The following is a 22761-nucleotide window of genomic DNA, read 5'->3' on the forward strand; positions in this document are numbered from 1 at the left end:
ATAAAGTAGGCGGTCAGTTATAAGCCGGAGGTGAGCTATTGGAATTCGATAAAAGCAGGGACTTTAGCAAGGAAGCGGAGATGCTGAAGGTGCTCGGTCATCCGATCCGATTGAAGATAGTGGCGGGCCTGTGCGCACAGGCATGCAACGTAAAAACCATGTGGGAATGTCTCGAACTCCCCCAGGCAACCGTCAGCCAGCATCTCGCTCTCCTGAAGAACAAGGGGATCATCGAGGGGACCCGCGAGGGGGTCGAGGTGCGCTACTCAGTGGTGAGCCAGTTCGCCCGCGACCTGGTCAGAGTCCTCATGCAGCAATAGCATCGGTGCCGGTCCTTCCCGATCGGCACTCACCCCTTCTCTCCCAGCACTTCCCACCAATTCCGCAAACCTCATCCTGCCGCACCCAGAGTCGCGGAAAAGGCAGTTCCGGCTTGCTTTTTCACCGTCCATCTCTTAACATCGACCAGTTGCGACGACACCCGGCAACAATCTGCGCCTTCTTGCACAGGTTACGCCGCGTGACGAGCCGCACTCCCCCATAGATATTCAGGATCCGCTTCCCCTGAAGACAGAGATACATGTCCGATAAATACGTCGAAAAAACGTTTCTCTACCTGCTTGCTCTGTCCATCCTCCTGCACGTGGCGGGATACTTCGTGTTTTCCCGGATGGAGACCGCAAAGCCTGAGGTAAAGGACGAGCCGATGATGGTCGATCTGAGCACCATCCCGGACATCCCCCCTGCACCGCTTCAGGCTCAGAAGGAACCTCCGCTGCCGGAGTCCCCCCCCGTACCGAAAGCCCCCGCACCGGAGAAATCCCCTGTCCCGACTCCAAAGCTCGCCGAGCGCATCGACAACCCGCCACCGCTCCCCGCATCCCGCGCCCCCCAGAGAGAAGCGAAGATCGCACCGCGTGTGACTACCCCCGAAGCGGATCGCGGCACTGCAGGAAAGCAGCAGGGGGGGAAGCCGCCTGCCGTCTCGGAGGACGGCATCCGTCCGCCCGACGCGGATGCGAGAAGAGGCACCGGTGGTAATGACATCTTCAGGGTGCGCAAAGGGGAAGGGAAAGGGGACGAGATAGGACTTTCGAAGCTCTTCCCGAGCCAGAAGAGGCTCGCGAGCCTCGAGGAGGGGTACCGGAAGAAGTATGAGGGGGCGGAGCAGGGTGACACCCGGATGATGGACACGGACGACCCGACGATCGCGGTGTACAGCCATCGGCTCCTCGTCGCCGCCAACGACAGCCTGAAAGTGCTGGCGCGCAGGACGGCGAGTCACGGTGCCGGTGTCGGCGTGCTGCAGGTAACGATCAGGCGGGACGGGTCGATCGAGAGCGTGAAGATGGTGGAAACCACACGGAGCGCCGCTCTGGACAACCTCGCCCTCACGGCAGTGCGGGAGACGGGGTACGTGGGGCCGCTCCCGAAGAAGTGGCAGCACGAAAAGCTCAACCTCCTGTGGATCTTCGTGTCGTCGCAGTCACCGCAAGGATACTGAGCACCCAAATCCCCCCTGTCCCCCCTTCGCAAAGGGGGGAACGCGACGGCTCCTGCAGTGCTGCGTGGGGAAATCCCTTGATGGGGGTGCAGTGGTGGGGGGCGTCTAGGAGGCGTTCACCTTCTTGAGCTCCATGTTGTCGAGGGGGCCAAGCCGCTGCCGCAGAAACTCCAGGAAGTCGCCGTTGAATTCCGCCCTCTTGAGCGCCATATCCACAGTCGCCTTCAAAAAGCCCAGTTTGTCGCCGCAGTCGTGGCGCACCCCATCGAACTCGTATCCGAAAATCGGCTCGTCATGCGCCAGCGTCCTTATGGCGTCCGTTATCTGGATTTCCCCCCCCTTTCCCGGTTCCTGCTTCTCGAGGATCGGGAAAATTCCGGGGGTGAGGACGTAGCGGCCGATAATGGCGAGATCTGAAGGAGCCTCCGACTTCTTCGGCTTCTCCACCATGTCGAGCACCTCGTACACCCGGTCCTCCAGGGGGGTTGCCCGCACGCACCCGTACGCGGAGATATTCTCCATCGGCACCTTTTCCAGCGCCAGCACCGTGCCGCCATGTCTTTCATAGACTTTCAGAAGTTGGGAGAGGCAGGGAATGCGGGAATCGATGATGTCGTCCCCGAGAAGAACGGCGAACGGCTCGTCGCAGACGAACTCCTTCGCGCAAAGTATGGCGTGCCCGAGCCCGAGCGCCTGCTTCTGCCTCACGTAGAAGATGTTCACCATCTCCGCGATCTGGCGAACCTGGGAAAGTTCCTTGTCCTTCCCCTTGTCATAAAGAAGCGATTCCAGCTCCGGCGCGATGTCGAAGTGGTCCTCAAGGGCCCGCTTGCTGCGGCCGGTGACAAAGAGCACCTGCTCGATCCCCGCGGCTACCGCCTCCTCGACGACGTACTGCACCAGCGGCTTGTCGATGAGGGGGAGCATCTCTTTCGGGGTCGATTTGGTCGCCGGAAGAAACCTCGTTCCGAGACCCGCCACAGGGAAAACGGCCTTTCTCACTTTCATGACAAGACTCCTTTTCGTTGGCGCTCGCTGCACCGATCGCCCCTGCCGCCAGCTCGCTGCCCCTCCTGGTGAGCGCCTGAAGAAGGAGGCAGCCCCGAAGGAGAATCCTCCACCGGGGCTGCGATCGGCTTATTTCATATGTCTCTTCGCTGCTTCGAGGGTGTTGTAGAGGAGCATGGTTATGGTCATGGGACCGACCCCTCCCGGCACCGGCGTAATGGCGGAGGCCCGGGTGCTGGCGGTGGCGAACTCCACGTCCCCCACGAGCTTCTTCTCCCCCACGCGGTTCACACCGACGTCGATGACGACCGCCCCTTCCTTGATCCACTCCCCCTTGATCATCTCCGGCTGTCCCACCGCAGCGATGAGGACGTCGGCATGTGCGACCTTCGCCGGCAGATCCTTTGTTTTGGAGTGGCACAGGGTGACGGTGGCATTCTGCTGCAGGCACATGAAGGCGACGGGCTTCCCGACGATGTTGGAGCGCCCGACTACCACCACTTCCTTCCCGGAAAGGTCGACGCCTGCTTCCTTCAGCATGACCATAACGCCGTAAGGGGTGCACGGCTGGAAAAGGGGTTTCCCTATCACGAGGCGCCCCACGTTGTAGGGGTGGAACCCGTCGGCGTCCTTCTCCGGTGAGATCGCTTCCAGGACCTTTTCGGTATTTATGTGCTTCGGGAGGGGCAACTGGACCAGGATCCCGTGGATCTTGTCGTCCTTGTTCAGCTTCTCTATGAGGGCGAGGAGCTCGCTCTCCGTCGTCTCCGCGGGGAGCTTGTACTCGTCGGAGTAGATCCCCACGTCGCTGCACGCCTTCTCCTTCATGGAGACATACACCTTGCTCGCCGGGTCCTCACCTACAAGAACCACCGCAAGGCCCGGCACTACGCCCGCCTCCTTGAGACGCGCCGTCTCTGCCGAAATCTGCGCACGGACTTTGGCGGCGATTGCCTTGCCGTCAATGATATTTGCCATAGTATTGCATCCTTTCCTGGGGCGGATAAAACCGGCTCCCGCTCCTAATTAAACACCATAATTAGAGTAATTTCAATTTTTTGACTGGTGAAAAAGGTTACCGCGAAGGGACTTTGCAGTGGGGCGTAAAAAAAACCCCCGTTTCCGGGGGTCTGGAATTTTTTAGGAAGCGGAAGGGCAACCTGAGCAACTTCCCCCCGAAGAGCAGGGCTTCGGAGTGGCGGGCTTGCTGTTTGCGGAGCTGTACCCGTCCCCGTACCAGCCCTGTCCCTTGAGGGAGAACCCGGACTGGGAGATCATTTTGCGCACTTCGCCGCCGCAGGCGGGGCACTCGGTCGCCGGCGCATCGGAAAATTTCTGGCGTACCTCGAAGACGTTGTCGCAGCTTGTGCACTGATATTCGTAGAGCGGCATAATACACTACCTCCTGTTAAGTCTTGTCGAGGTCAATATAAGTATTACCCCCTCAGGTTGTCAAGGTGTAAACCCGGACCTTTCGCGAGCGCCGGAGAGAAATCCGCACGCCGCAGATCCGTCAGCTCGCTGGCGCCAGGAACAGGATCTCCTCCTCCCCTACCCCTTCGACCTCCACGACCTTGTGCCGCGACTTCGCGCCGGAGCGGATGCTGACGCGCGACTTCGCCACCCCGAGCGCCTTTGCTATCAGCTCCACGCACTGCTTGTTCGCCGCATCCTCGACGGGGGGGGAGGTGAGCCGAAGCCTCAGCTCACCCTCCTTCACGCCGCAGATCTCGGCGCGCGAGGCGCGCGGCTGCACATGCACGGGGAAAAAGACCCCGTCCTCTGTCCGGGTGAGCTGCAGCCGGTCACTCATTGTCGAGTGCGAGGAGCTTGTAGTAGTTGTCCAGAAGCGCCTTGAAGCTCCCCTCGAACTGCGACCTTTCCCTCTTGAGCTCCTGGATCTGGTTCCGGAGAGTGGCGAGGGTATGCTCCGCGTCGGCGACGATCCGCTCTCCCTTGAGCTCCGCCTCGGAGATCAGGAGCTGCGCTTCCTTCTGGGCGTTCGCCTTCATCTCCTCGGTGATGCGGTGCGCCGCCAGCATCGTCTCCCTGAGCTGGCTCTCGCGCGACTCCATCTCCGTGATCTGCGTCGCGCTCCTCGCGAGTTTCTCCTTCAGCTCGTTGTTCTCGCGCAGCAGCTCCTCCATCTCCTCCGCCACGGTCTGCAGGAAGGCGTCCACATCCTCCGGGTCGAGGCCGCCGATCATCTTCCCCTTGAACTGCTGCTGCTGGATATCCATCGGAGTGATTTTCATAGACCCTGACCCTTAAGCTGCGCGCTGTACATCATGAGATAGGCGTAGGCCGTATCGAACAAGATGATCTGAACCACATAGATAAGCAGGAAAACGACAATGGGAGAGAGATCGACCATCCCTGTCGAGGGCATGTAGCGGCGCACCCTGTAAAGGACCGGCTCCGTCGCTCTGTAGATGAAGTTGACGATGGGATTGTACGGGTCTGCATTGACCCAGGAAATAATGACTCGAGCCAGAAGGATGTACTTGTAGAGGGTGAGGAGACCGCTGGCTATCTCAACAATCTTTGCCAGGGCCAGAAGAATATTGCCAAAAAGAATCATCGTTCCCCCTTCAACCAAAGTGGCTGCCTGCAAGCTATACAGAAAAGCGTAGTCGTTGTCAATATAAGCACGCGAGCGCGACTGTATGGCTGAAGGGGGATCGACCGGTGGGGGTCTATCTCTTTTCTTCTATGGGGAGCGCGTCTTCACCGGAGCTCGCCTTCTTGAAATTCCTGATACCGCTGCCGAGCGCCTGCCCGAGCTGGGGGAGCTTCCCCGGCCCCACGACAACGAGTGCGATCACCAGTATCACCATTATCTCTGGCATCCCTAAACCGAACATGTACTGCCTCCTTTTTCTCCATTTACAGAAGTTTTGGTTATCTCTTGCTGACCCGGGCCCCGATCCCCGCCCCGCCCCTCCCTTCAAAGGAAGGAGTTGCCGTCACATCGATTGGCGGGAACGGCGTCATTTCATATCACGGCATCATGGAAGCCGGCGCCCCCGTCACTTCGAAGGGAGGGGCGGAGCGGGGTTCGGGATCAAGCCTAGGGTGTTTCGGGACGCGGAGTCTTCCCCACGGCGCATTGCACGAGACCTCGCGTCGCGCCGCAGGAATTCCGGGGAAGCCGTAGTCTCAACGAAGCGCCGCATGGGACCTCGCGTCCCCCCCTTTGCGAAGGGGGGACAGGGGGGATTTGACTTGGCCACGACCGTCCTGCAAAGTGCGCAACTGCTTTGGTCTCAGACAATTTCTTTGAATCCAGTTTGCTGGTAGGGCCCATGTCGTTGATCTTCAGACTGCCGCAGCACCGCGGTTCGACGACCGAGATGTACTGTTAAGCGGCTGCGGTTCTGGAGGAGAGTTGAAGATCAAATCCCCCCTGCCCCCCCTTCGCAAAGGGGGGAACGTTAGGCCTTCTGCACTGCTTCGTGGCAAAGTACCCAGCTCCCCCGGAATTCCCCGATGGACCTTTGCAAAGGGGGGAACGTAAGGGCTCGCCTACTCCTTCGACGGAACGGAACCTTCGCTCCAAGCGATTCGTCCAGCTCTTCCCGATCCTTTTTCTACGCCGCGACTTCGGCAGTTGTGACACTGACGGTCGGTGCGCTGATCCGCTGCGGATGGGCGTAGACATTGAACCGCCCCCCCCGCACGTACCCCACCAGGGTGATCCCCGCTTCCCTGGCCATCTTCAGCGCCATGTCGGTCGGGGAGGTCCGCGATGCCACGAGCTCGATTCCCAGGAGCGAGGCCTTCGCGATGAGCTCGGTGGAGACGCGCCCGGAGGTCGCGAGCATCGCTCCGGAAAGGTTGATCCCCTTTAGAAGCGCCTCCCCCGCCAGGCGGTCGATGGTGTTGTGCCGTCCGATATCCTCTGCATGCAGAAGGAGGGATCCTTTCGCCACCGCAGCGGAGTGCATGCCGCCGTGGCTGCGGTACTGCAGCGACCGTTTCGCCATTTCCTCCATGAGGGAGAAGATCGACTCGGGGGTGTAACTCCCCCTTCCCACCAGCCGGGGGGGAGCCTTCGGCATGTTGAAGGTGATCCCGGTGCCGCACCCGGAGGTCAGTACCGGTTTCAGGCGCTCAGGGAGCTCCCCCTTGATCGTCACGCTCGCCGCGCCAAAATCGCTGCAGATGGAAAGGGCCTGGAAATCATCCACCGACTGCACGAACCCCTGCATCCTCAAAAAACCGGCAACGAGGAAGCGCAGGTCGTGCGGAGATGCGATCAAGGTGGCGATTTCCCTGCCGTTGACATGCAGGTTCAAAGGATACTCAGCCACCACGTCGGCTTCCTCGCGGGTGAGGACGCCTTTGCTGAAAGTGTAGATATCGTTGGCCATGTCACGCACTCCTGTCTTTGAGACCCCGTCCGACCTGCCGGGAACGCCTGACGGCTTATCCCGGCCTACAATGCTACTGCTCCCCCTCCGCACGCGGAGGGGGAAATTATAATACGGGTTACTCGGCCGCCTCCCGCAGGGCTGCTGCGGCGGGGACCCCCTTCCCCTTCAGGTCGCTGGCACCGTGCCCCTTCTCGATCTTCCTGAAGCGGTCCGGCAGAGAGTAGTCCACCGTCTCCGGATGGTGCTCGAAGATCGGGAAGTACTTCGCGATGAGGACAAAGAGGAGGAGATGCGCGGCCACGATCCCTGCGCTCACGGTGCACTCGATGATGGAGGGGAAGTAGAACGATCCCTTCTCCATCATCCCGACGAGAGACACGTTGAAGCGATTCATGATGAGCCCCGCGATCACCAGGAAAGCCGCGGCAAGCCTCAGACTGCTGTTGGTGGCCACCTTGCGCTGCAGGAGCAGATAAAGGGGGAGTGCGGACCCTATGGCGATTTCCACGAAGCACGAGACCAGCAGCCCGGGCCTGTCGAAGAGGTTCCCCTGCGAAAGGAAGAACATGGTGTACAGCCTGAGCGCGAAGTACGTCCCCAGCACCCAGGGGAGGATGCGGGCGAGGATCGCCAGGAGCTCGGAGGCGTCGTGCTGACCCATGTACCTGTGGCTCATGGTCGCCTCGATGATGACGATGGAAATCCCCGCGCAGATCGCCGAGAGGTAGAAAAGAAGCGGCAGGAGCGGGTTGTACCAGAGCGGGTGCAGCTTTCCTACCGCGATGAGAAAGAAGGTCCCCAGCGACGACTGGTGCAGGGTGGAGATCGCCGCGGCGGCAACGACCAGCGGCACCTCCAGGGTGCGCAGGAGGCGCAGCGGCACGTGGTAGCCGAACTTCTCGCACACCGGGTTCAAAAACTCCAGGAAGAGGACCGTGGTGTACGCCATGATGCACATCGACACCTCGAACATCGGGGAGTGCGGGTTCCAGTACACCAGCGGGTGCCAGGCGCGCTGCGGCTGCCCGAGGTCGAGGAAGAGCCCGACGCTCACCAGCGAATACCCGAGAAATCCGGTGACGATGGCCGGGCGCACCAGCGGCTCCAGCTTCTTGATGTGGAAGCAATGCACTATCGCTCCCAGGGTGAAGGCGCCCGCCGCCAACGGAACGGCGGTGACGACGTCGAAACAGATCCAGAGCCCCCACGGGAAAGTGTCGTTCAGGTTCGTGGTGGCGCCGAGGCCGAAGGCGAAGCGCGCCATGGCGGCGAGTACGCCGAGTGCTACGAGCCCCATCAGTACCTTCACGAAACTGTGATACGCCTTCACTTCGGTGACTATCGCTTTAGCCGCGGTCATCATCCCCCCCTTTCTCCGGCTTCCCGCCGGTCTTTTCCTGCAACTCCTCGTTCTTTACGCGCTCCTTTCTCTGGGTGAACCAGGAGAGAAGCGAGAGCGAGCCCCCGACGGTGAGGAAGATCCCCGGCACCAGCCGCAGCGACGCCCAGGTGTAGGACGGCAGCGGCCGGTCGGTGACCTTCTTGAAGCCGAGTTCGTCGAAGGGATAGCCGCTGAGATAGAGGACGCTCGTGCCCCCCGCTTCCTGCGCGCCGTAGATCTTCGACAGGTAGCGCTCGGGGCGCGACGCCACGCGCTTTTGCGCCTCCTTTATCATCTCGTCCCGCGGGCCGTAGCTTATGGCGGAGGGGCAGGCGGTGGCGCAGGCCGGTTTCATCCCCTCCTTTATGCGGGAGTAGCAGCCGGTGCATTTGCGCACCAGCGGCAGCCCCTTGCTCCACTGGTACTTCGGGACGCCGAAGGGGCAGGCGACCATGCAGAAGCGGCAGCCGATGCAGCGCTCGGCGTTGTACACCACCGGCCCTTCCTTCGACTTCTGGAAGGCCCCGACGGGACATACCGAGGCGCAGGCCGGCTCGTTGCAGTGCATGCACATCTCCTTGAAGAAGGCAAAGCGCTGCTCACCCTTGGCGGTGTAGTCGCGGAAGCGGATCCGGGTGAAGGTGTGCTCCGACATCGCCGGCGGGTTCTGGTAGGCGTCCCCGGTGAAGAAGGTCGTCTTCTCCCCGGGGAGCTGGTTCCACTGCTTGCAGGCGACCTGGCAGCCGCGGCAGCCGGTGCACTTCGTGGTATCGATCAGAAATGCCTTGTTTTTGGAAAAATCTTCGGTCCCGTTGCTCATGCGCGTTTACCCCCTTTCTCTATGTTGCAGAGAAACGCCTTAAATTCCGGAATGCTGGTGTTGGCGCACCCCACGGAGGGGGTAAGGACGTTTCCGCTATCCCCTTTGGCAAGCCCGGCATAGCCGAAGTGCCAGGGGAGACCGACCTGCTCCACCAGTTTCCCCGCCACCTTCAGCGGTTTGAGCCGAGAGGTCACCAGAGCAATCGCCTCTATGGAGCCGCGCTCCGTCTGGACCCGCACCTTTTCGCCGTTCTTGATCCCTTTCTTCGCGGCGAGGGACTCACTGATCTCCACGAACATGTCGGGAACCAGTTCCACCAGCCAGGGGAGGTTACGCGTCATGGCGCCCGCCTGCCAGTGCTCCGACATGCGGTAGGTTGTTCCGACGTAGGGGAAGGCCGCCGCATCACGCTTCATCTGCGGCGGGACCTTAACCACCGGGTTTGACTGCACCTTGGAAAGGAGGTTGTGCGTCGGGCTCTCCACCGGCTCGTAGTGCTCCGGGAACGGCCCGTCCTTCAGGTCGAGGGCGTAGAGGCGCGCGTGACCCTCCGGCACCATGATGAAGGGGTACTTCCCTTCCTTGTCGTCGCTCATCGGCGGCCACGGACCGTCCGGCACATCACCCTTCCACTTCTTCTCCACCCCGTCCCAGGCGATGACCGCGCGCCCGGCATTGAAGGGGACGCCGTCGGGGTTGACCGAACCGCGGTTATACAGGATGCGGCGGTTTACCGGCCAGCACCAGGACCACTTCGGGAAAAGGCCGAGGCCCGTGGGATCGCTCCCGTCGCGGCGCGCCATCTGGTTGCCCTCTTTTGTGTAGGAGCCGCAGTAGATCCAGCACCCGGAGGTGGTGGAGCCGTCCTCCTGGAGGTACTTGAACATCGGGACCTGGTCCCCCGCCTTGAACTCGAGGGTCTTGTCCTTGTCCACGATGGTCATGTCGCGGGTGAAGCGGCCGTTTATCTCCTGCGCCACCAGGTGCACATCGGGCTCATGGCCGGTGCCGTAGTTCCAGGAGAGCTTGGTGATCGGCTCGGGAAAGGTGCCCCCCTTGGCGTACTCTTCCTTCAGCTTCAGCGCGAGGCGGTGCATGATCCACAGGTCGCTTTTGGCCTCCCCTACCGGCTCCACGGCCTGGTAGCGCCACTGCGCCCAGCGCCCGGAGTTGGAGATCGATCCTTCCTTCTCGATGGAGGAAGCTGCCGGGAGCATGAAGACTTCGGTCTTTATCTCCTTCGGGTTCACCCCGGGGCGCTTCCAGAAGACGGAGGTCTCCGTCTCCCAGAGGTCGGCGGTGACGAGCCACTTCAGTTTCCCAAGCCCCTCGCGCACCTTGAGACTGTCGGGAGCACCGACGGCGGGATTCTGCCCCATACAGACGAGCCCTTCCAGCTCCCCTTTCGCCATCCGGTCCATGACCTTCACAAAGGAGTAGTTGCCGCTTCTCTTCGGGAGGTAGTCGTAGCAGAAACCGTTCTCGGCGGTGGCGTTCTCGCCGTACCATGCCTTCAGGAGGCTTACCGTGTACTTCGGGGTGTTACCCCACCAGTTGGCGCTCTTTTTGTCCTTTGTCTTCGGGGTCCACTTCTCCAGGTACCCTTTCAGGTCGACGTTGTCGATCTCCGGGGACTTCAGATACCCCGGGAGGATGTGGAAGAGGAGACCGTAGTCGGTGGAACCCTGGACGTTGCTCTCGCCGCGCAGCGCGTTCACGCCGCCCCCGGCCACCCCGATGTTCCCCAAAAGGAGCTGCAGGAGAGCGACGGCGCGTACGTTCTGGGTGCCGTGGGTCGACTGGGTGATCCCCATGGCGTAGAGGACGGTGCCTGCCCGGTCGGAGCGCCCGGTGCCGCAGAAGGCCTTGGCGACGGCAACGTAGTCGTTGCGGTCGGTGCCGGTGACGGAGCAGACGGTGTCCACGTCGTAGCGGGAGAAGTGCGTCTTCATGAGCTGGTAGACGGAGCGCGGGTCTTTCATGGTCAGGTCGCGCTTCGGGTTCCCGGCGGCGTCGAGCTCGTAGGCGAGCGCCTTCAGGTCGTACGTCTGTTCCTTCGGATCGAACGCCGCGAAGAGCCCGTCCTCGAAGCCGTACTGCTCGTTGACGATGAAGGTGGCGTTTGTGTACTCGCGCACGTACTCCTCGTGGATCATGTTGTGCGTGAGCGCGTAGTTGATCAGCCCGCCGAGGAAGGCGATGTCGGTGCCGGGGCGGATCTGTGCGTAGTGGTCCGCTTTTGAGGCAGTCCGGGTAAAGCGCGGATCGACCGCGATGAGCTTCCCGCCGCGGTCCATCGCCTCCTCGATCCACTTGAAGGAGATGGGGTGGTTTTCTGCAGGGTTGCATCCGATAGCGAGGATGCAGTCGCTGTTTTTCAGGTCAATCCAGTGGTTTGTCATGGCACCACGGCCGAACGAAGCCGCCAGACCGGCGACTGTAGCGGAGTGTCATATTCGGGCCTGATGTTCGAGGTATCCCACCCCCATGGAACGCGCCAGCTTCGACCAGAGGTAACATTCCTCGTTGTCGAGCCCGGCGCCGCCGAGAAAGGCCATCCCGTCGGTGCGGTTTACCAGGTACTCCTTCGAGTCCTTCTTGTTGATCTCGCGGGCCTTGAAGGTCCTGTCGCGCGTCTCTTTCATGCGCTTGGCGATGGTGTCGATCGCCCACTCCCAGGAGCGTTCCTCGAAGTGGTCGCTGCCGGGAGCCCGGTACAGGACCTTTTTCAGGCGCCGCTCGTTGTTGGCAACCTGGAAAAGGGAGCTCCCCTTCGAGCAGAGTGCGCCCCTGTTGATCGGATGGGCTGTGTCGCCTTCGATGTTTACGACCTTCCCCCCCTTGGTGTGCACCACGAGTCCACACCCTACCGCGCAGAACGGGCAGATCGTGGTGGTCGTCTTCAACCCCTTGGTGCGCAGTTGCGGGGAATCAGTCCCCGCCTGGGCAGTCTTGCCGGTGACGGCAAGTCCCGCCGCAGCGAGCCCCCCTTGCAGGAATCGTCTTCTTGAAACAGCCATGTCTGATACCTCCTTGGCAAATTCGGGCGTTGCGTCCCGAGTTATCGGTGAATGTTGATGCCCTATTCCTGCTCTGCGTCGAAGTGCGCCAGGATCTCCTTCACCTGGTCGGCGGTCACCGCGGTGTAGGTCTTCTCCCCCACCGTGAGGACCGGCGCGAGAGCGCAGGCGCCCACGCAGCGCAGGACGTCGATGGAGAACCTGCCGTCGGCTGTGACCTCGCCGATTTCGACACCGAGCTCTGCCTTGAAGCTGTCGATCACCTTCTCCGCGCCCTGCACGAAGCAGGCGGTTCCCTTGCAGATCGAGATGGGGTACCTCCCCTTCGGCAACATCGAGAAGTAGGAATAGAAACTGACAACGCCGTAGACCTGGCTGAGGGAGGTTCCCATGAGGCGGGCGACCGTCTTTTGGGCCTCTACCGGCAGGTACCCGTAGAGGCTTTGCGCCTTGTGCAGGGCGGTCACCAGATGACCGTCCTTGGCGGGCAGGTTCGCTATGAATCGCTCGAGTTCGCGCGTCTCCGCTTCCGGCAGATGAATCCGCGGCGAAAGGGGCGCACTTTCCGAGCAGTGGCAGCTTTGCATTTGTGATCTCCTCCTACATGACATTTCAATTGGCCCCCCCCCGCTGCCGCGAGGCAACCGGATGAGTGGATACTGTATACAAAGCAAGCGGCGCGCCATTTTGTATACGTCTTTTTGAAAAAACGTCTCAGGCGTAAGCCGCCGGTCCGACTGCATTTTTTTGCATGGGCGTATTTTCTGCCGCTCAATGTATACAGTATTCACTTGCGTCGTTTTGTCCCATTGTGTATCCTTTTGACGCAATTTTGGGACGACGGAGGCAGGCCATGGCGCGGGAACGTATTCTGATATGCGATGACGAGGAAGGGATCCTCAAATACCTGAAGAAACTTCTGGAGTCGGAGGGTTACGTGGTGGAAACCTTCAGGAGCGGGACCGAGCTCCTGGAGAGGGTGCGGAACAGGGAGACGGAGGATCCCGACCTGCTCCTGCAGGACATGCGCATGCCCGACATGGACGGCCGCGACGTGGTGCTGAAGGTCAAAAAGATACGAAGCGCGCTGCCGGTAATCATCATGACCGCATTCGGCTCGATAGACCAGGCGGTCGACGCCATCAAAATCGGCGCCTACGATTACGTCACCAAGCCCTTCCCGAAGGAGAGGATCCTGAGCGTCCTGAAAAACGCTCTCGAGCGCGAGAGCCTGCTCCGGGAGAACCGCTCACTCAAAAACCAGATCGGGCGCCCCGTCATGCAGGACGCCATCGTCTTCAAAAGCGACACCTTCCGCGAGATCTACGAGCTCACCCTGCAGGTCGCGGCGAGCGAGGCGAACATCCTCGTGCTCGGCGAATCTGGGACGGGGAAAGAATTGATCGCGGGAGCGGTGCACTACAACAGCAGCCGCAAGAGACGCCGCTTCGTCTCGGTGAACTGCGCCGCACTCTCCGACACCCTTTTAGAGAGCCAGCTTTTCGGCCACCTGCGCGGCGCCTTCAGCGGGGCGGTCACAAATCAGAAGGGGATTCTCGAGGAAGTCGACGGCGGGACGCTCTTTCTGGACGAGATCGGCGACATGAGCCTCACAACGCAGGCGAAGATCCTTCGGGTGATCCAGCAGCGCGAGTTCCTCCCGGTGGGGGCGACCCGCGCAAAGAGCGTCGACGTGCGACTTGTGGCCGCAACAAACAAGGACCTGGAGCAGGAGGTCGATCGCGGCACCTTCCGCGAGGACCTCTTCTACCGGCTGAACGTGATCAACATCCCCCTCCCCCCGTTGAGGGAGCGCAAGGAGGACATCGAGCCGCTGGTAGCGCATTTCATAAAGAAGTATGCGCGGCGCATGAACAAGGAGATGGACGGCGTCACCCCGGAAGCGCTGAAGCTCCTCTCCGGGTACGGCTGGCCCGGAAACATCCGGGAGCTGGAAAACGTGGTGGAACGCGCCGTCATACTCGCGAGGGGTCGCATGATCACACCGGAGCTTCTCCCGTTATGGAGCAAGAACCAGGCGCCCCAGGAGCCGGATCTCGTCTCGCTCGACAGCGTGGAGAAGGAGCACATCGAGCGGACCCTGCAAAAGACCGGCTTCCACAAGAGCCGGAGCGCCGAGATCCTCGGCATCTCCAGAAAGACTCTGGACAGAAAGATCCACGAGTACGCCATCGAAGTGCAGTAGCCAGTCCCGGCTTGCAATGGATGCAATGTAGGCCGGGATAAGCCGTCAGGCGTTCCCGGCGGTCCACCACAGAGGCAGCCTCGCGCCAGCAATGCCGGAAACGCTACCGCTTATTCCGGCCTACATTCAGCCCGGCCCGCTTCGGGTAGGCCCGGATAAGCCGTCAGGCGTTCCCGGCGGTCCACCACAGAGGCAGCCTCGCGCCAGCGGATGCCGGAAACGCTACCGCTTATTCCGGCCTACGATATCACCCCTTACACGAGTGAGTCCACCACAGAGGCAGCCTCGCGCCAGCGGATGCCGGAAACGCTACCGCTTATTCCGGCCTACGATGTCCCCCCCCATTACACGAGTGAGCACCCATGTCACGCATGCGTTTCCCCATAAAGCTGAAGCTCACCATAGCCACCCTTATTCCGCTATCGGTCGCCATAATCATCTGCTGGATGGCGGGGGTCTTCATCCTGCACGAGAAGATCTCCGTCCAGGCGCAGGAGAAGGTCCGGCACGACCTCAACACCGCCCACGAAGCCTACCAGCACGAGCTATCCCGCATCGCCTCGGTGGTGAGGCTTTCCGCCAGCCTGCCCCGTACAGCCGACGCCATCGCCACCGACGACATCGCAGGACTCGGCACCATCCTCTCCCCTTTGCGCGAGAGCGAGAAGCTGGACATCCTCGTGGCGGTGGACACGCGGGGAAAGGTGGTATATCGCGCCAATAACCCCGCCTGCCGGGGTGACTCCCGCAAAGGGAACACCCTCGTGGCGCAGGCACTGCGCGGCAATGTCACGAGCGGCACCGTCATCTTTTCGGAGGACGAACTGGTGGCCGAGGGGGAGGCGCTGACGCGGCAGGCGGTGATCCCGGTGGTAGCGACCCCGCGTGCGCATCCGCGGCGGATGTCGGTGGAACGGAGGGGAATGCTCCTCATGGTCGCGGCACCGGTACGAAACGAGAGTGGCAAGATCCTCGGTTCCCTCTACGGCGCGGTGCTGCTGAACAACAACAATACCCTCGTCGACGCCATCAAGGGGATCGTCTTCGATGGCGGAGAGGACCGCGGGAGCGCCACCATGTTCCTGTGGGATTTGCGGATCGCCACCAATGTGAGGACCGGTAACGGCTCAAGGGCGATCGGCACCTCCCTTTCCGGAGAGGTCTACGACCGCGTCATAGTGAAAGGGCAGAAGTGGGTGGGGAGGGCCTTCGTGGTGAAGGACTGGTGCTTCAGCGCCTATGAGCCCATCTTCTCGCCCGACGGGACTGCCATCGGCTCGCTCTATGTGGGGATGCAGGAGGCGCCGTACACCGCGCTGAAAAAGCAGATGTCGCTCCTGCTGACCGGCGTTCTCCTGCTGAGCGCCCTGATCGGCATAGCGATCTCGGGGTACCAGGGTAAGCGGCTGGCACAACCGATAAAGGAACTGGAGTCGGTGGCGCGACGCCTGGCGGCGGGAGAAAGGGGCGTCAAAAGCACCGTCGACACGAGAGACGAGATCGGCGAATTGGCCCAGATGTTCAACGAGATGAGCAGCGCACTCGCCGAGCGGGAGGACCGGATCCAGGAGCTCAACAGCACCCTCGAGCAGAAGGTTACCGAGCGGACCGCCGAGGTTGAAGAGAAGAGCCGGCTCCTGGCGAAGGCGCGGGAGGAGCTGATACGATCGGAGAAACTGGCGGCGATCGGCGAGCTTGCCGCAGGGGTCGGGCACGAGATCAACAATCCCCTCGCCATCATCCGCGGCAACACGGAGCTGTTGCAGATTGCCCTGCCGGAGAGCGATCCCAATCGCGAGGAAGTAGAGACCATTTTCCAGCAGGTGAAAAGGGTGGAGCGGATTGTAGCGAGCCTCCTCACCTTCGCGCGGAGGCAGCCGAAGCGGATGGAGACATTTTCGGTCAATGCGCTGCTGCGTGAGATCGTGGAGCACGTCTCGTATCAGGTCCCACTGGACGGGATAACGGTGCAGGAGCGGTATGCGGAGGACCTCAGGGAGGTGCAGGGGGATAGCGGCCAGCTGCGCCAGGTGTTCACCAATCTGATACTGAACGCGGTGCAGGCGATGCCGGACGGAGGATTGCTGACGATAGGGACGATGTTGTACGACGAGGCGGGAATCTACTGCGTGCAGGTTTCAGACAGCGGGATGGGGATTCCGCACCAGCACGCCTCACAGCTTTTCAACCCCTTCTTCACCACCAAGTCGACCGGGACGGGACTTGGCCTCTCGGTTTCGTATGGGATCGTGAAGGAGCACGGCGGGCAGATCGACGTGCGCAGCGCGCCGGGGGAAGGAGCAACCTTCAAGGTGCTGCTGCCGGTTTGAAACGCGAAACGGTGGCACCGGCGCTGGAGCATAGGCTTCCCAGCCTGTGCCGCGGCGCCAGCCGCGTAATCTGTGGCGGCTCCGCCGCCATCGCAAGCAAGATACCTGCGCTCCAGTGTCAGGTCCCTGTCGTACCCGAAGGGCACAATTTACCAGCACCGCCAGCGCATGAAAATGCCGGGAACGCCTGCGGCTTATCCCGGCCTACATACACATACCATTCCCGAGGTCCCATCAAAACTTCTTCGGAAACTGCTTCGCGATCCCTGCCGCCATGGCGTCGGCGATCATGTACACGTGCCTCTTCATCTCCACGTAGACCCTCGCCTCGGCGCCATAATTCCTCACGTGAAAATTCTCGATCTGCACCATGTGATGACTGGCGTGTGCGGTGAAAAGTGGCAGCAGCGTCTCTTTCACCCAGTACGGGTTCTTCTGCGCCATGAAGGTCGAAATTTCTCCCGCATTCTGCATCAGACGAGCCTTCGCGGCGTCCTGCCCCGACTTGCTGTTGGTGTGGGTGGACATGAGATAATCCTTCACTGCCGTGTAGTGAGTGGCGAGAAGGCTGAACATCTGGTCGGCCACATTGTTTCCATAGTACGGCCTCAGCGAGTCGGCGATCGCTTTCGCATTCATCACGACCTTCTCGTCGGCGACATCGACAGCCGCCCCCTCCCCCAGACTCACCCCGAAGGCGGCATTTCTCTCCCAAAAGACATGATCGAGCCACAGATCCCGTAACGTCTCTTTCAACTCCACCGATTTCTGAGTCAGCTTCACTTGCTCTGCTGCAATCGAAGGTGCAGCAGTAAGAATCAAGGCGACCGCGATCAGCAAGGTTGTCCTAAAAAGAGCTCTCCACATGCCGGCTTCCTCCTTTGGAGTTTCTGATGCGCCAGCAAAAAAAGTAACCAAGGGGAGGTCAAAGTCAAGGACGGAGCCGACGCACGGTATCCTCCAAAGTTTCACCTGCAGCCATACTCAACTCCTGTGACGTCCACTCTATTTCCTGCTACAGCCCCCTCTGACAACCTCAAGACGAAGCGGCCTATGAGTAGGAGCACTTGATTTAAAAAACGGTGCGTCGGCATAAAATTTCCCCTGCTAGACAGAAAGCAGGATGGTGCCAGACATAGGAGCGGGATCACCACATCATTGACAGTCTCTCATACCCCGCTATGATAAAATCCGTAAACCTCTCCTCCTCCCAGACATCTTTTACCGGTTTTTCTCGGGTGATCAGCATGAAAAAGTGGTTGTTCATCGGAGCACTTGTGGTGGGTGTTCTTTTGGCCGGCGCCGCCTTGTACAGCCTTCCGCTCGACACGGGAGACCGCTCACCCGCGCAGCCGATCGCCTTCAGCCACAAGCAGCATGCCGGAGACAACGGCATCCCCTGCCTCTATTGCCACCGCAGCGCTGCCCGCTCAGCCTTTGCCGGAGTCCCCGCCGTCAGCGTCTGCCGCGAGTGCCATCTCTACATCGCCACCGGATCGCCGGAGATAAAGAAGCTGATCGGCTACTGGAACAGAAAAGAACCGATCCCCTGGGTCAAGGTGCACGTCCTCCCCGACCACGTCTACTTCCCGCACTTCATGCATGTCCGCGCCTCGGTCCCCTGCGCTCACTGCCATGGCAACGTGGCGGAGATGCAGCGGATCAACCGCACGGTAGCGCTAAAGATGGGGTGGTGCCTCGACTGTCATCGGGAACACAAGGCGAGTATCGATTGCTGGACCTGCCACAAGTAGCGGCAGCCCCGGCGGACGCACAGGATCGAGACGCAGCAACGACAAGCGACACGGAGCCGAAATGAAGAGAAGAGCGTTCCTGAAATTGAGCGGCATGAGCGCCGCAACTGCACTCCTGGCGGGATGCCGGTCGAGGAATGAGAAACTGATCCCCTACCTCGTGCCTCCCGATGAAGGGATCACTCCGGGACGTGCAAATTACTACGCCAGCGCCTGCCGCTCCTGTGCTGCCGGGTGCGGCATCCTCGTGCGCGTTTCTGAAGGACGGGCAAAAAAGATCGAGGGGAACCCTTCCCACCCGGTGAACCGCGGCAAGCTCTGCGCACGCGGACAGGCGCTGGTTCAGGAGCTCTACCACCCGGACCGCATCGTGACCCCCCTGAAACGCAGCGGCGCGCGAGGGTCGGGGAACTTCACGAAGATCTCCTGGGACGAGGCGATGCGGATCCTCACCGCACAACTCAAAGGCGTGCAGGTGCGGGGGCGCGACCGGCTTGCCCTCGTGACTCCTCCCTTCAACGGTTCCCTCGCCGAGCTCACTGCCGAATTCATGAAGGGAATGGGCTCTCCGCACCACGTGACCTTCGACCTGCAAAGCCCCGAGTGGCTGGCAGCGGCGTATCGGGAAAACTACGGATCTGCCGCCCTCCCCTACTACGACCTCTCCGAAACCCGCTACGTCTTGAGCTTTGGAGCCGACTTCCTGGAGCACCATCTCTCTCCGGTCCACTACGGCTACGCGTTCGGGCAGATGCGCCAGGGGCGTGACACGGTGCGGGGGCATTTCGCCTACGTCGGGGGCAGGCTCTCCCTTACCGCCGCCTCCGCCGACCGCTGGGTCCCGGCTCGTCCCGGAACCGAGGGAGCAGTCGCCCTCGCCATGGCGCGGGTTATCCTGCAGGAAAAGCTCCACGACGAGGGGTCGCTCTCGGCCAACGGGATCCAGGCCGGTTCCCTGCTGAAGGGGCTGGCAAAGTACGACGTGCCCCGGGTCGCGGAATTCGCCGGCATTCAGCCGCAGACGATCGTAGAGCTCGCCAAGGACTTCGCCACCACCACCCCCGCGCTGGCGATGGTCGGGGAAAAGGTGGCCTTCCAGAGCAACGGGCGCGCCTCATTCAGGGCGGTCCACCTGCTGAACGTCCTTGTGGGCGGCCTCAACCGCAAGGGGGGCATCTATCCTGCGGCAGGGCCTTCAACCTCGGCTACCGGCGGCTATGCCGGGCTCGCCACTCTCGTGGAGCGTATGCGGGCAGGGCAGATAGAGGCCGCGCTCATCCACGGGAACCCCTTCCATTCGATTCCGGTCGCCACCGGCTTCCAGGAGGCTCTGGCAAAGGTGCCGTTCGTGGCGAGCTTCTCCTCCATCCTCAACGACAGTGCCATGGCGGCGGACCTGATCCTTCCCGACAGCTCGACGCTGGAGAGCTGGGGGGACGTGGTGCCTGTCTCCGGGACGCGCGAGCCCGTGGTGGGGCTCATGCAGCCGGTGGTGGCGCCGCTGCACGACACGCGTCAGTTCGGGGACGTCCTCCTCGCAACAGCGGCAGCGCTCAATGGGCAGGCGGGAGCCGGCCAGCAGAAGACGTATCTTGATTACCTGAAGGGCTCGCTCAAGAAGCGCGGGGCCGCTGATTCACCCGCCCAGTGGAATGAGCTCCTGCGTCAGGGCGTACTGCTCGGGAAACGGGGTGGAGAAAGCGCGCAATACCGCTGGAGTGGCGGTGGCGGCACCCCCGATGTGGAGCCGCCGCGCTTCGTGGGGGACCAGAAGCAGTTCCCCCTTTTCCTGGAGACCTACCCCTCCATAAAGACCAACGGCGGCGCTGCCCTCCCATGGCTTCAGCAGCTCCCGGACACCATGACGACCGTGGTATGGGACAGCTGGGTGGAGATAAATCCGAAGACGGCTGCTCAGCTCGGGATCGCTATCGGCGACCTCGTGGAGGTAGCCTCCCCCCAGGGATCGGTGCGGCTCCCGGCGATCATCTACCCCGGCATCCGTCCCGACCTGGTGGCGATCCCGCTCGGGCAGGGGCAGTTCGCGGGCGGGCGCTATGCCAAGGGTGTGGGGGTGAATCCCCTTGTTCTCCTGCAGGCGGCTGCTGAGGCCGGTGCGACTCACCCTGCATGGCAGGCGACCCGCGTGAGCGTGAGGAGGATTTCACCGGAGGGGAACCTGGTAATGCACGGGCACCCGCAAGGAAGCTATCGCAGCGAACTGGTAGGAGTGTAGAACGCTACCGGAGAGGATGGCCCCGCCCCCTCTCCGCCACGAGGTACCGATGAAGAAGCTCACCAGCCCCTACAAGTGGGGCATGATCATTGATCTGGACCGCTGCACCGGCTGCGGCGCCTGTGTCGTGGCCTGCCAGGCCGAGAACAACGTGGCGATCTGCGAAAAGAAGGAGATCAGCGAGGGGCGCAACATGCACTGGCTGCGCATCGAGCGCTTCTGGGTCGGCGACTACCCGGACGTGCGGGTGCGCTTCCTCCCGGTCCTCTGCCAGCACTGCCACGACGCGCCGTGCGAGCCGGTCTGTCCGGTGTACGCGAGCTACCACAACCCGGACGGACTGAACGGGCAGGTGTACAACCGCTGCGTCGGGACGCGCTACTGCGGCAACAACTGCCCCTATGCGGTCCGCGTCTTCAACTTCTACGATCACACCTGGCCAAAGCCGCTCGACAACCAGCTGAGCCCCGACGTTACCGTGCGTCCCCGCGGCGTCATGGAGAAGTGCACCTTCTGCGTCCAGCGCATCCGCCGCGCCAAGGAGGACGCCAGGGGCGCAGGGCGCATGATAGCGGACGGCGAGGTGCAGCCCGCCTGCGCGCAGACCTGCCCGAGCGAGGCGATCGTCTTTGGCAACATGGCCGATCCCCAGAGCCGCGTCGCCCGCCTCTCCCGCAGCCCGCGCGGGTTCCGTCTCCTGGAGCACCTCGGGACCCACCCCTCGATCGTCTACCTGAAGGGAGGAGGACGGGAGCATGTCTGAGCAACTGGCACCGATAAAGAGCGCAAAGCAGCTAAACGACGAGATGCTTTCCTCCACCCGCACCCCGACCTGGCGCTGGTACGCCCTGGCGGGGATCCTCGGCGCCATAGTCGCCTGGGGGGCGTACGCCTTCTTTTACATGGTGACCAGCGACATGAGCTGCACGGGACTCTGCCGTCCGGTCATGTGGGGCATCTTCATCGTCAACTTCGTCTTCTGGGTCGGCCTCTCCCACTCCGGTACCATGGTCTCCTCCATCCTGCGCCTCTCCGAGGCGAACTGGCGCCGCCCGATCCTGCGCGCTGCGGAGGCGATGACGGTCTTCACCATCACCGTCGCCGGGCTCTTCCCCATCATCCACCTCGGGCGCAACTGGGTCTTTTACTACCTCATGCCCTATCCGAACCAGCGCGAACTGTGGCCCAATTTCCGCTCCGCTCTTCTGTGGGACGCAACCGCCATCACCACCTACATCACAGGCAGCACCCTCTTTCTCTACCTCGGCATGCTCCCCGACCTCGCCGTGGCGCGCGACCGGGCGGTGGGGTGGCGCCGCACGCTGTACACCGTCCTCGCCATGGGGTGGCGCGGCACGGCCCGCGAGTGGCTAATCTATCATAAGGCCTCGACCCTCATGGCGGCGCTGGTGATCCCAGTCGCGGTCTCCGTCCACTCCATAGTCGCCTGGGACTTCGCGGTCACCGTCGTCCCCGGCTGGCACAGCACGATCTTCCCACCCTACTTCGTCATCGGCGCCATCCATTCCGGGGTCGCCGCGGTCATCACCCTGATGATCATCATCCGCAAGGTCTTTCACCTGGAGGGGTATCTCACCCCGCTCCATTTCGACAATATGGGGAAACTCCAGCTCGTCATCGCCCTTTTGTGGAGCTACGCCTACTTTGTGGAGGTGCAGACGACGTGGTACGCCCACGAGCCGATCGAGTGGGAGACCTTTAGCTTCATGTCCAGCCACTACACCGGGCCGCTCCTCACCATGATCATCGGCTGCTCGATCCTGCCGGTCGCCCTCCTCTGCTTCAAGGCGGTGCGACGCTGCATCCCCGCCATGCTGGGACTGACCCTCCTCATCAACGTGGGGATGTTCATCGAGCGCTACCTCATCATCATCCCCTCCCTGTCCCACAAGAACATGCCGTACGTATGGCGCGGCTATACTCCGGGATGGGTGGAACTCTCCATCACCGTCGCCGCCTTCGCGGGGTTCGCGCTGCTGTACACCGTCTTCTCCAAGGTCTTCCCGATGGTGGCCCTGACCGACGTGCGGGAACTGGAAGCGCGCGAGGCCGAGGTCAAATTCGGTCGTGCGAAATTAACCGCCATTGCAGGAGATGATTAG

The 22761-nt window shown here is 61.8% G+C and carries 21 protein-coding genes; 8 read left to right on the forward strand and 13 right to left on the reverse strand.

Going from position 1 to position 22761, the window contains the following annotated elements; genetic code table 11:
• The first annotated feature begins 38 nt into the window (after positions 1-38).
• Both LPW11_RS21240 and LPW11_RS21245 read left to right on the forward strand, forming a co-directional pair.
• Positions 39-320 (forward strand): ArsR/SmtB family transcription factor, encoded by a 282-nt coding sequence (locus tag LPW11_RS21240; protein ID WP_230995863.1) that lies wholly within the window; start codon positions 39-41, stop codon positions 318-320.
• 260 nt (positions 321-580) lie between these two features.
• Positions 581-1504, forward strand: coding sequence for an energy transducer TonB family protein (locus tag LPW11_RS21245; protein WP_230995864.1), 924 nt, complete (start codon positions 581-583; stop codon positions 1502-1504).
• Positions 1505-1609: 105 nt separating this feature from the next.
• Here the strand turns inward: LPW11_RS21245 and galU are convergent, their stop codons facing one another.
• The 12 genes from galU to LPW11_RS21305 all read right to left on the reverse strand — a co-directional run bounded on the left by galU (position 1610) and on the right by LPW11_RS21305 (position 12699).
• The gene (galU, locus tag LPW11_RS21250; RefSeq protein WP_230995865.1) at positions 1610-2512 is read right to left on the reverse strand and encodes a UTP--glucose-1-phosphate uridylyltransferase GalU; all 903 of its coding nucleotides are present in this window, start codon (positions 2510-2512) and stop codon (positions 1610-1612) included.
• A gap of 129 nt (positions 2513-2641) precedes the next feature.
• Positions 2642-3490, reverse strand: coding sequence for a bifunctional methylenetetrahydrofolate dehydrogenase/methenyltetrahydrofolate cyclohydrolase FolD (folD, locus tag LPW11_RS21255; RefSeq protein ID WP_230995866.1), 849 nt, complete (start codon positions 3488-3490; stop codon positions 2642-2644).
• Between the two features lie 162 nt (positions 3491-3652).
• Positions 3653-3904: an FmdB family zinc ribbon protein gene (locus tag LPW11_RS21260; RefSeq protein ID WP_230995867.1), complete on the reverse strand. Its 252-nt coding sequence runs from the start codon at positions 3902-3904 to the stop codon at positions 3653-3655.
• A gap of 121 nt (positions 3905-4025) precedes the next feature.
• Positions 4026-4325 carry a DUF167 domain-containing protein gene (locus LPW11_RS21265; RefSeq protein WP_230995868.1) on the reverse strand — a complete coding sequence of 100 codons (300 nt, stop codon included), beginning with the start codon at positions 4323-4325 and terminating at the stop codon, positions 4026-4028.
• Entirely contained in the window at positions 4318-4767 is a 450-nt protein-coding gene (locus LPW11_RS21270) for a DivIVA domain-containing protein (RefSeq protein WP_230995869.1), read from the reverse strand. Before LPW11_RS21270 ends, LPW11_RS21265 begins: the two co-directional genes overlap by 8 nt.
• Positions 4764-5093, reverse strand: coding sequence for a YggT family protein (locus tag LPW11_RS21275; protein ID WP_230995870.1), 330 nt, complete (start codon positions 5091-5093; stop codon positions 4764-4766). Before LPW11_RS21275 ends, LPW11_RS21270 begins: the two co-directional genes overlap by 4 nt.
• Before the next feature lie 115 nt (positions 5094-5208).
• Positions 5209-5376 (reverse strand): twin-arginine translocase TatA/TatE family subunit, encoded by a 168-nt coding sequence (gene tatA / locus LPW11_RS21280; RefSeq protein WP_230995871.1) that lies wholly within the window; start codon positions 5374-5376, stop codon positions 5209-5211.
• Positions 5377-6102: 726 nt separating this feature from the next.
• On the reverse strand, positions 6103-6885 hold the full coding sequence (gene fdhD, locus LPW11_RS21285; RefSeq protein WP_230995872.1) for a formate dehydrogenase accessory sulfurtransferase FdhD: 783 nt from the start codon (positions 6883-6885) through the stop codon (positions 6103-6105).
• A gap of 118 nt (positions 6886-7003) precedes the next feature.
• Positions 7004-8248: an NrfD/PsrC family molybdoenzyme membrane anchor subunit gene (nrfD, locus tag LPW11_RS21290; RefSeq protein WP_230995873.1), complete on the reverse strand. Its 1245-nt coding sequence runs from the start codon at positions 8246-8248 to the stop codon at positions 7004-7006.
• Positions 8235-9089, reverse strand: coding sequence for a 4Fe-4S dicluster domain-containing protein (locus LPW11_RS21295; RefSeq protein WP_230995874.1), 855 nt, complete (start codon positions 9087-9089; stop codon positions 8235-8237). Before LPW11_RS21295 ends, nrfD (LPW11_RS21290) begins: the two co-directional genes overlap by 14 nt.
• The gene (fdnG, locus tag LPW11_RS21300; protein WP_230995875.1) at positions 9086-12112 is read right to left on the reverse strand and encodes a formate dehydrogenase-N subunit alpha; all 3027 of its coding nucleotides are present in this window, start codon (positions 12110-12112) and stop codon (positions 9086-9088) included. Before fdnG ends, LPW11_RS21295 begins: the two co-directional genes overlap by 4 nt.
• Positions 12113-12174: 62 nt before the next feature.
• On the reverse strand, positions 12175-12699 hold the full coding sequence (locus LPW11_RS21305) for an NADH-quinone oxidoreductase subunit NuoE family protein (protein WP_230995876.1): 525 nt from the start codon (positions 12697-12699) through the stop codon (positions 12175-12177).
• Between the two features lie 266 nt (positions 12700-12965).
• Here LPW11_RS21305 and LPW11_RS21310 point away from each other — a divergent pair, with 266 nt between their 5' ends.
• Positions 12966-14318 (forward strand): sigma-54-dependent transcriptional regulator, encoded by a 1353-nt coding sequence (locus tag LPW11_RS21310; protein WP_230995877.1) that lies wholly within the window; start codon positions 12966-12968, stop codon positions 14316-14318.
• 362 nt (positions 14319-14680) lie between these two features.
• The gene (locus LPW11_RS21315; RefSeq protein ID WP_230995878.1) at positions 14681-16648 is read left to right on the forward strand and encodes a cache domain-containing protein; all 1968 of its coding nucleotides are present in this window, start codon (positions 14681-14683) and stop codon (positions 16646-16648) included.
• A 234-nt stretch (positions 16649-16882) separates the two neighbouring features.
• Here LPW11_RS21315 and LPW11_RS21320 read toward each other — a convergent pair whose 3' ends face one another.
• On the reverse strand, positions 16883-17431 hold the full coding sequence (locus LPW11_RS21320) for a hypothetical protein (protein ID WP_230995879.1): 549 nt from the start codon (positions 17429-17431) through the stop codon (positions 16883-16885).
• A gap of 464 nt (positions 17432-17895) precedes the next feature.
• Between LPW11_RS21320 and LPW11_RS21325 the strand changes: the two genes are divergently transcribed.
• From LPW11_RS21325 to nrfD (LPW11_RS21340), 4 genes are all read left to right on the forward strand, one after another.
• On the forward strand, positions 17896-18402 hold the full coding sequence (locus LPW11_RS21325; protein ID WP_230995880.1) for a cytochrome c3 family protein: 507 nt from the start codon (positions 17896-17898) through the stop codon (positions 18400-18402).
• A gap of 61 nt (positions 18403-18463) precedes the next feature.
• Positions 18464-20638 (forward strand): molybdopterin-containing oxidoreductase family protein, encoded by a 2175-nt coding sequence (locus LPW11_RS21330; RefSeq protein WP_230995881.1) that lies wholly within the window; start codon positions 18464-18466, stop codon positions 20636-20638.
• Positions 20639-20687: 49 nt separating this feature from the next.
• The gene (locus tag LPW11_RS21335) at positions 20688-21401 is read left to right on the forward strand and encodes a 4Fe-4S dicluster domain-containing protein (protein WP_230995882.1); all 714 of its coding nucleotides are present in this window, start codon (positions 20688-20690) and stop codon (positions 21399-21401) included.
• Positions 21394-22761 carry an NrfD/PsrC family molybdoenzyme membrane anchor subunit gene (nrfD, locus tag LPW11_RS21340; protein ID WP_230995883.1) on the forward strand — a complete coding sequence of 456 codons (1368 nt, stop codon included), beginning with the start codon at positions 21394-21396 and terminating at the stop codon, positions 22759-22761. Before LPW11_RS21335 ends, nrfD (LPW11_RS21340) begins: the two co-directional genes overlap by 8 nt.

Source organism: Geomonas sp. RF6, assembly GCF_021044625.1.
Taxonomy (GTDB): Bacteria; Desulfobacterota; Desulfuromonadia; order Geobacterales; family Geobacteraceae; genus RF6.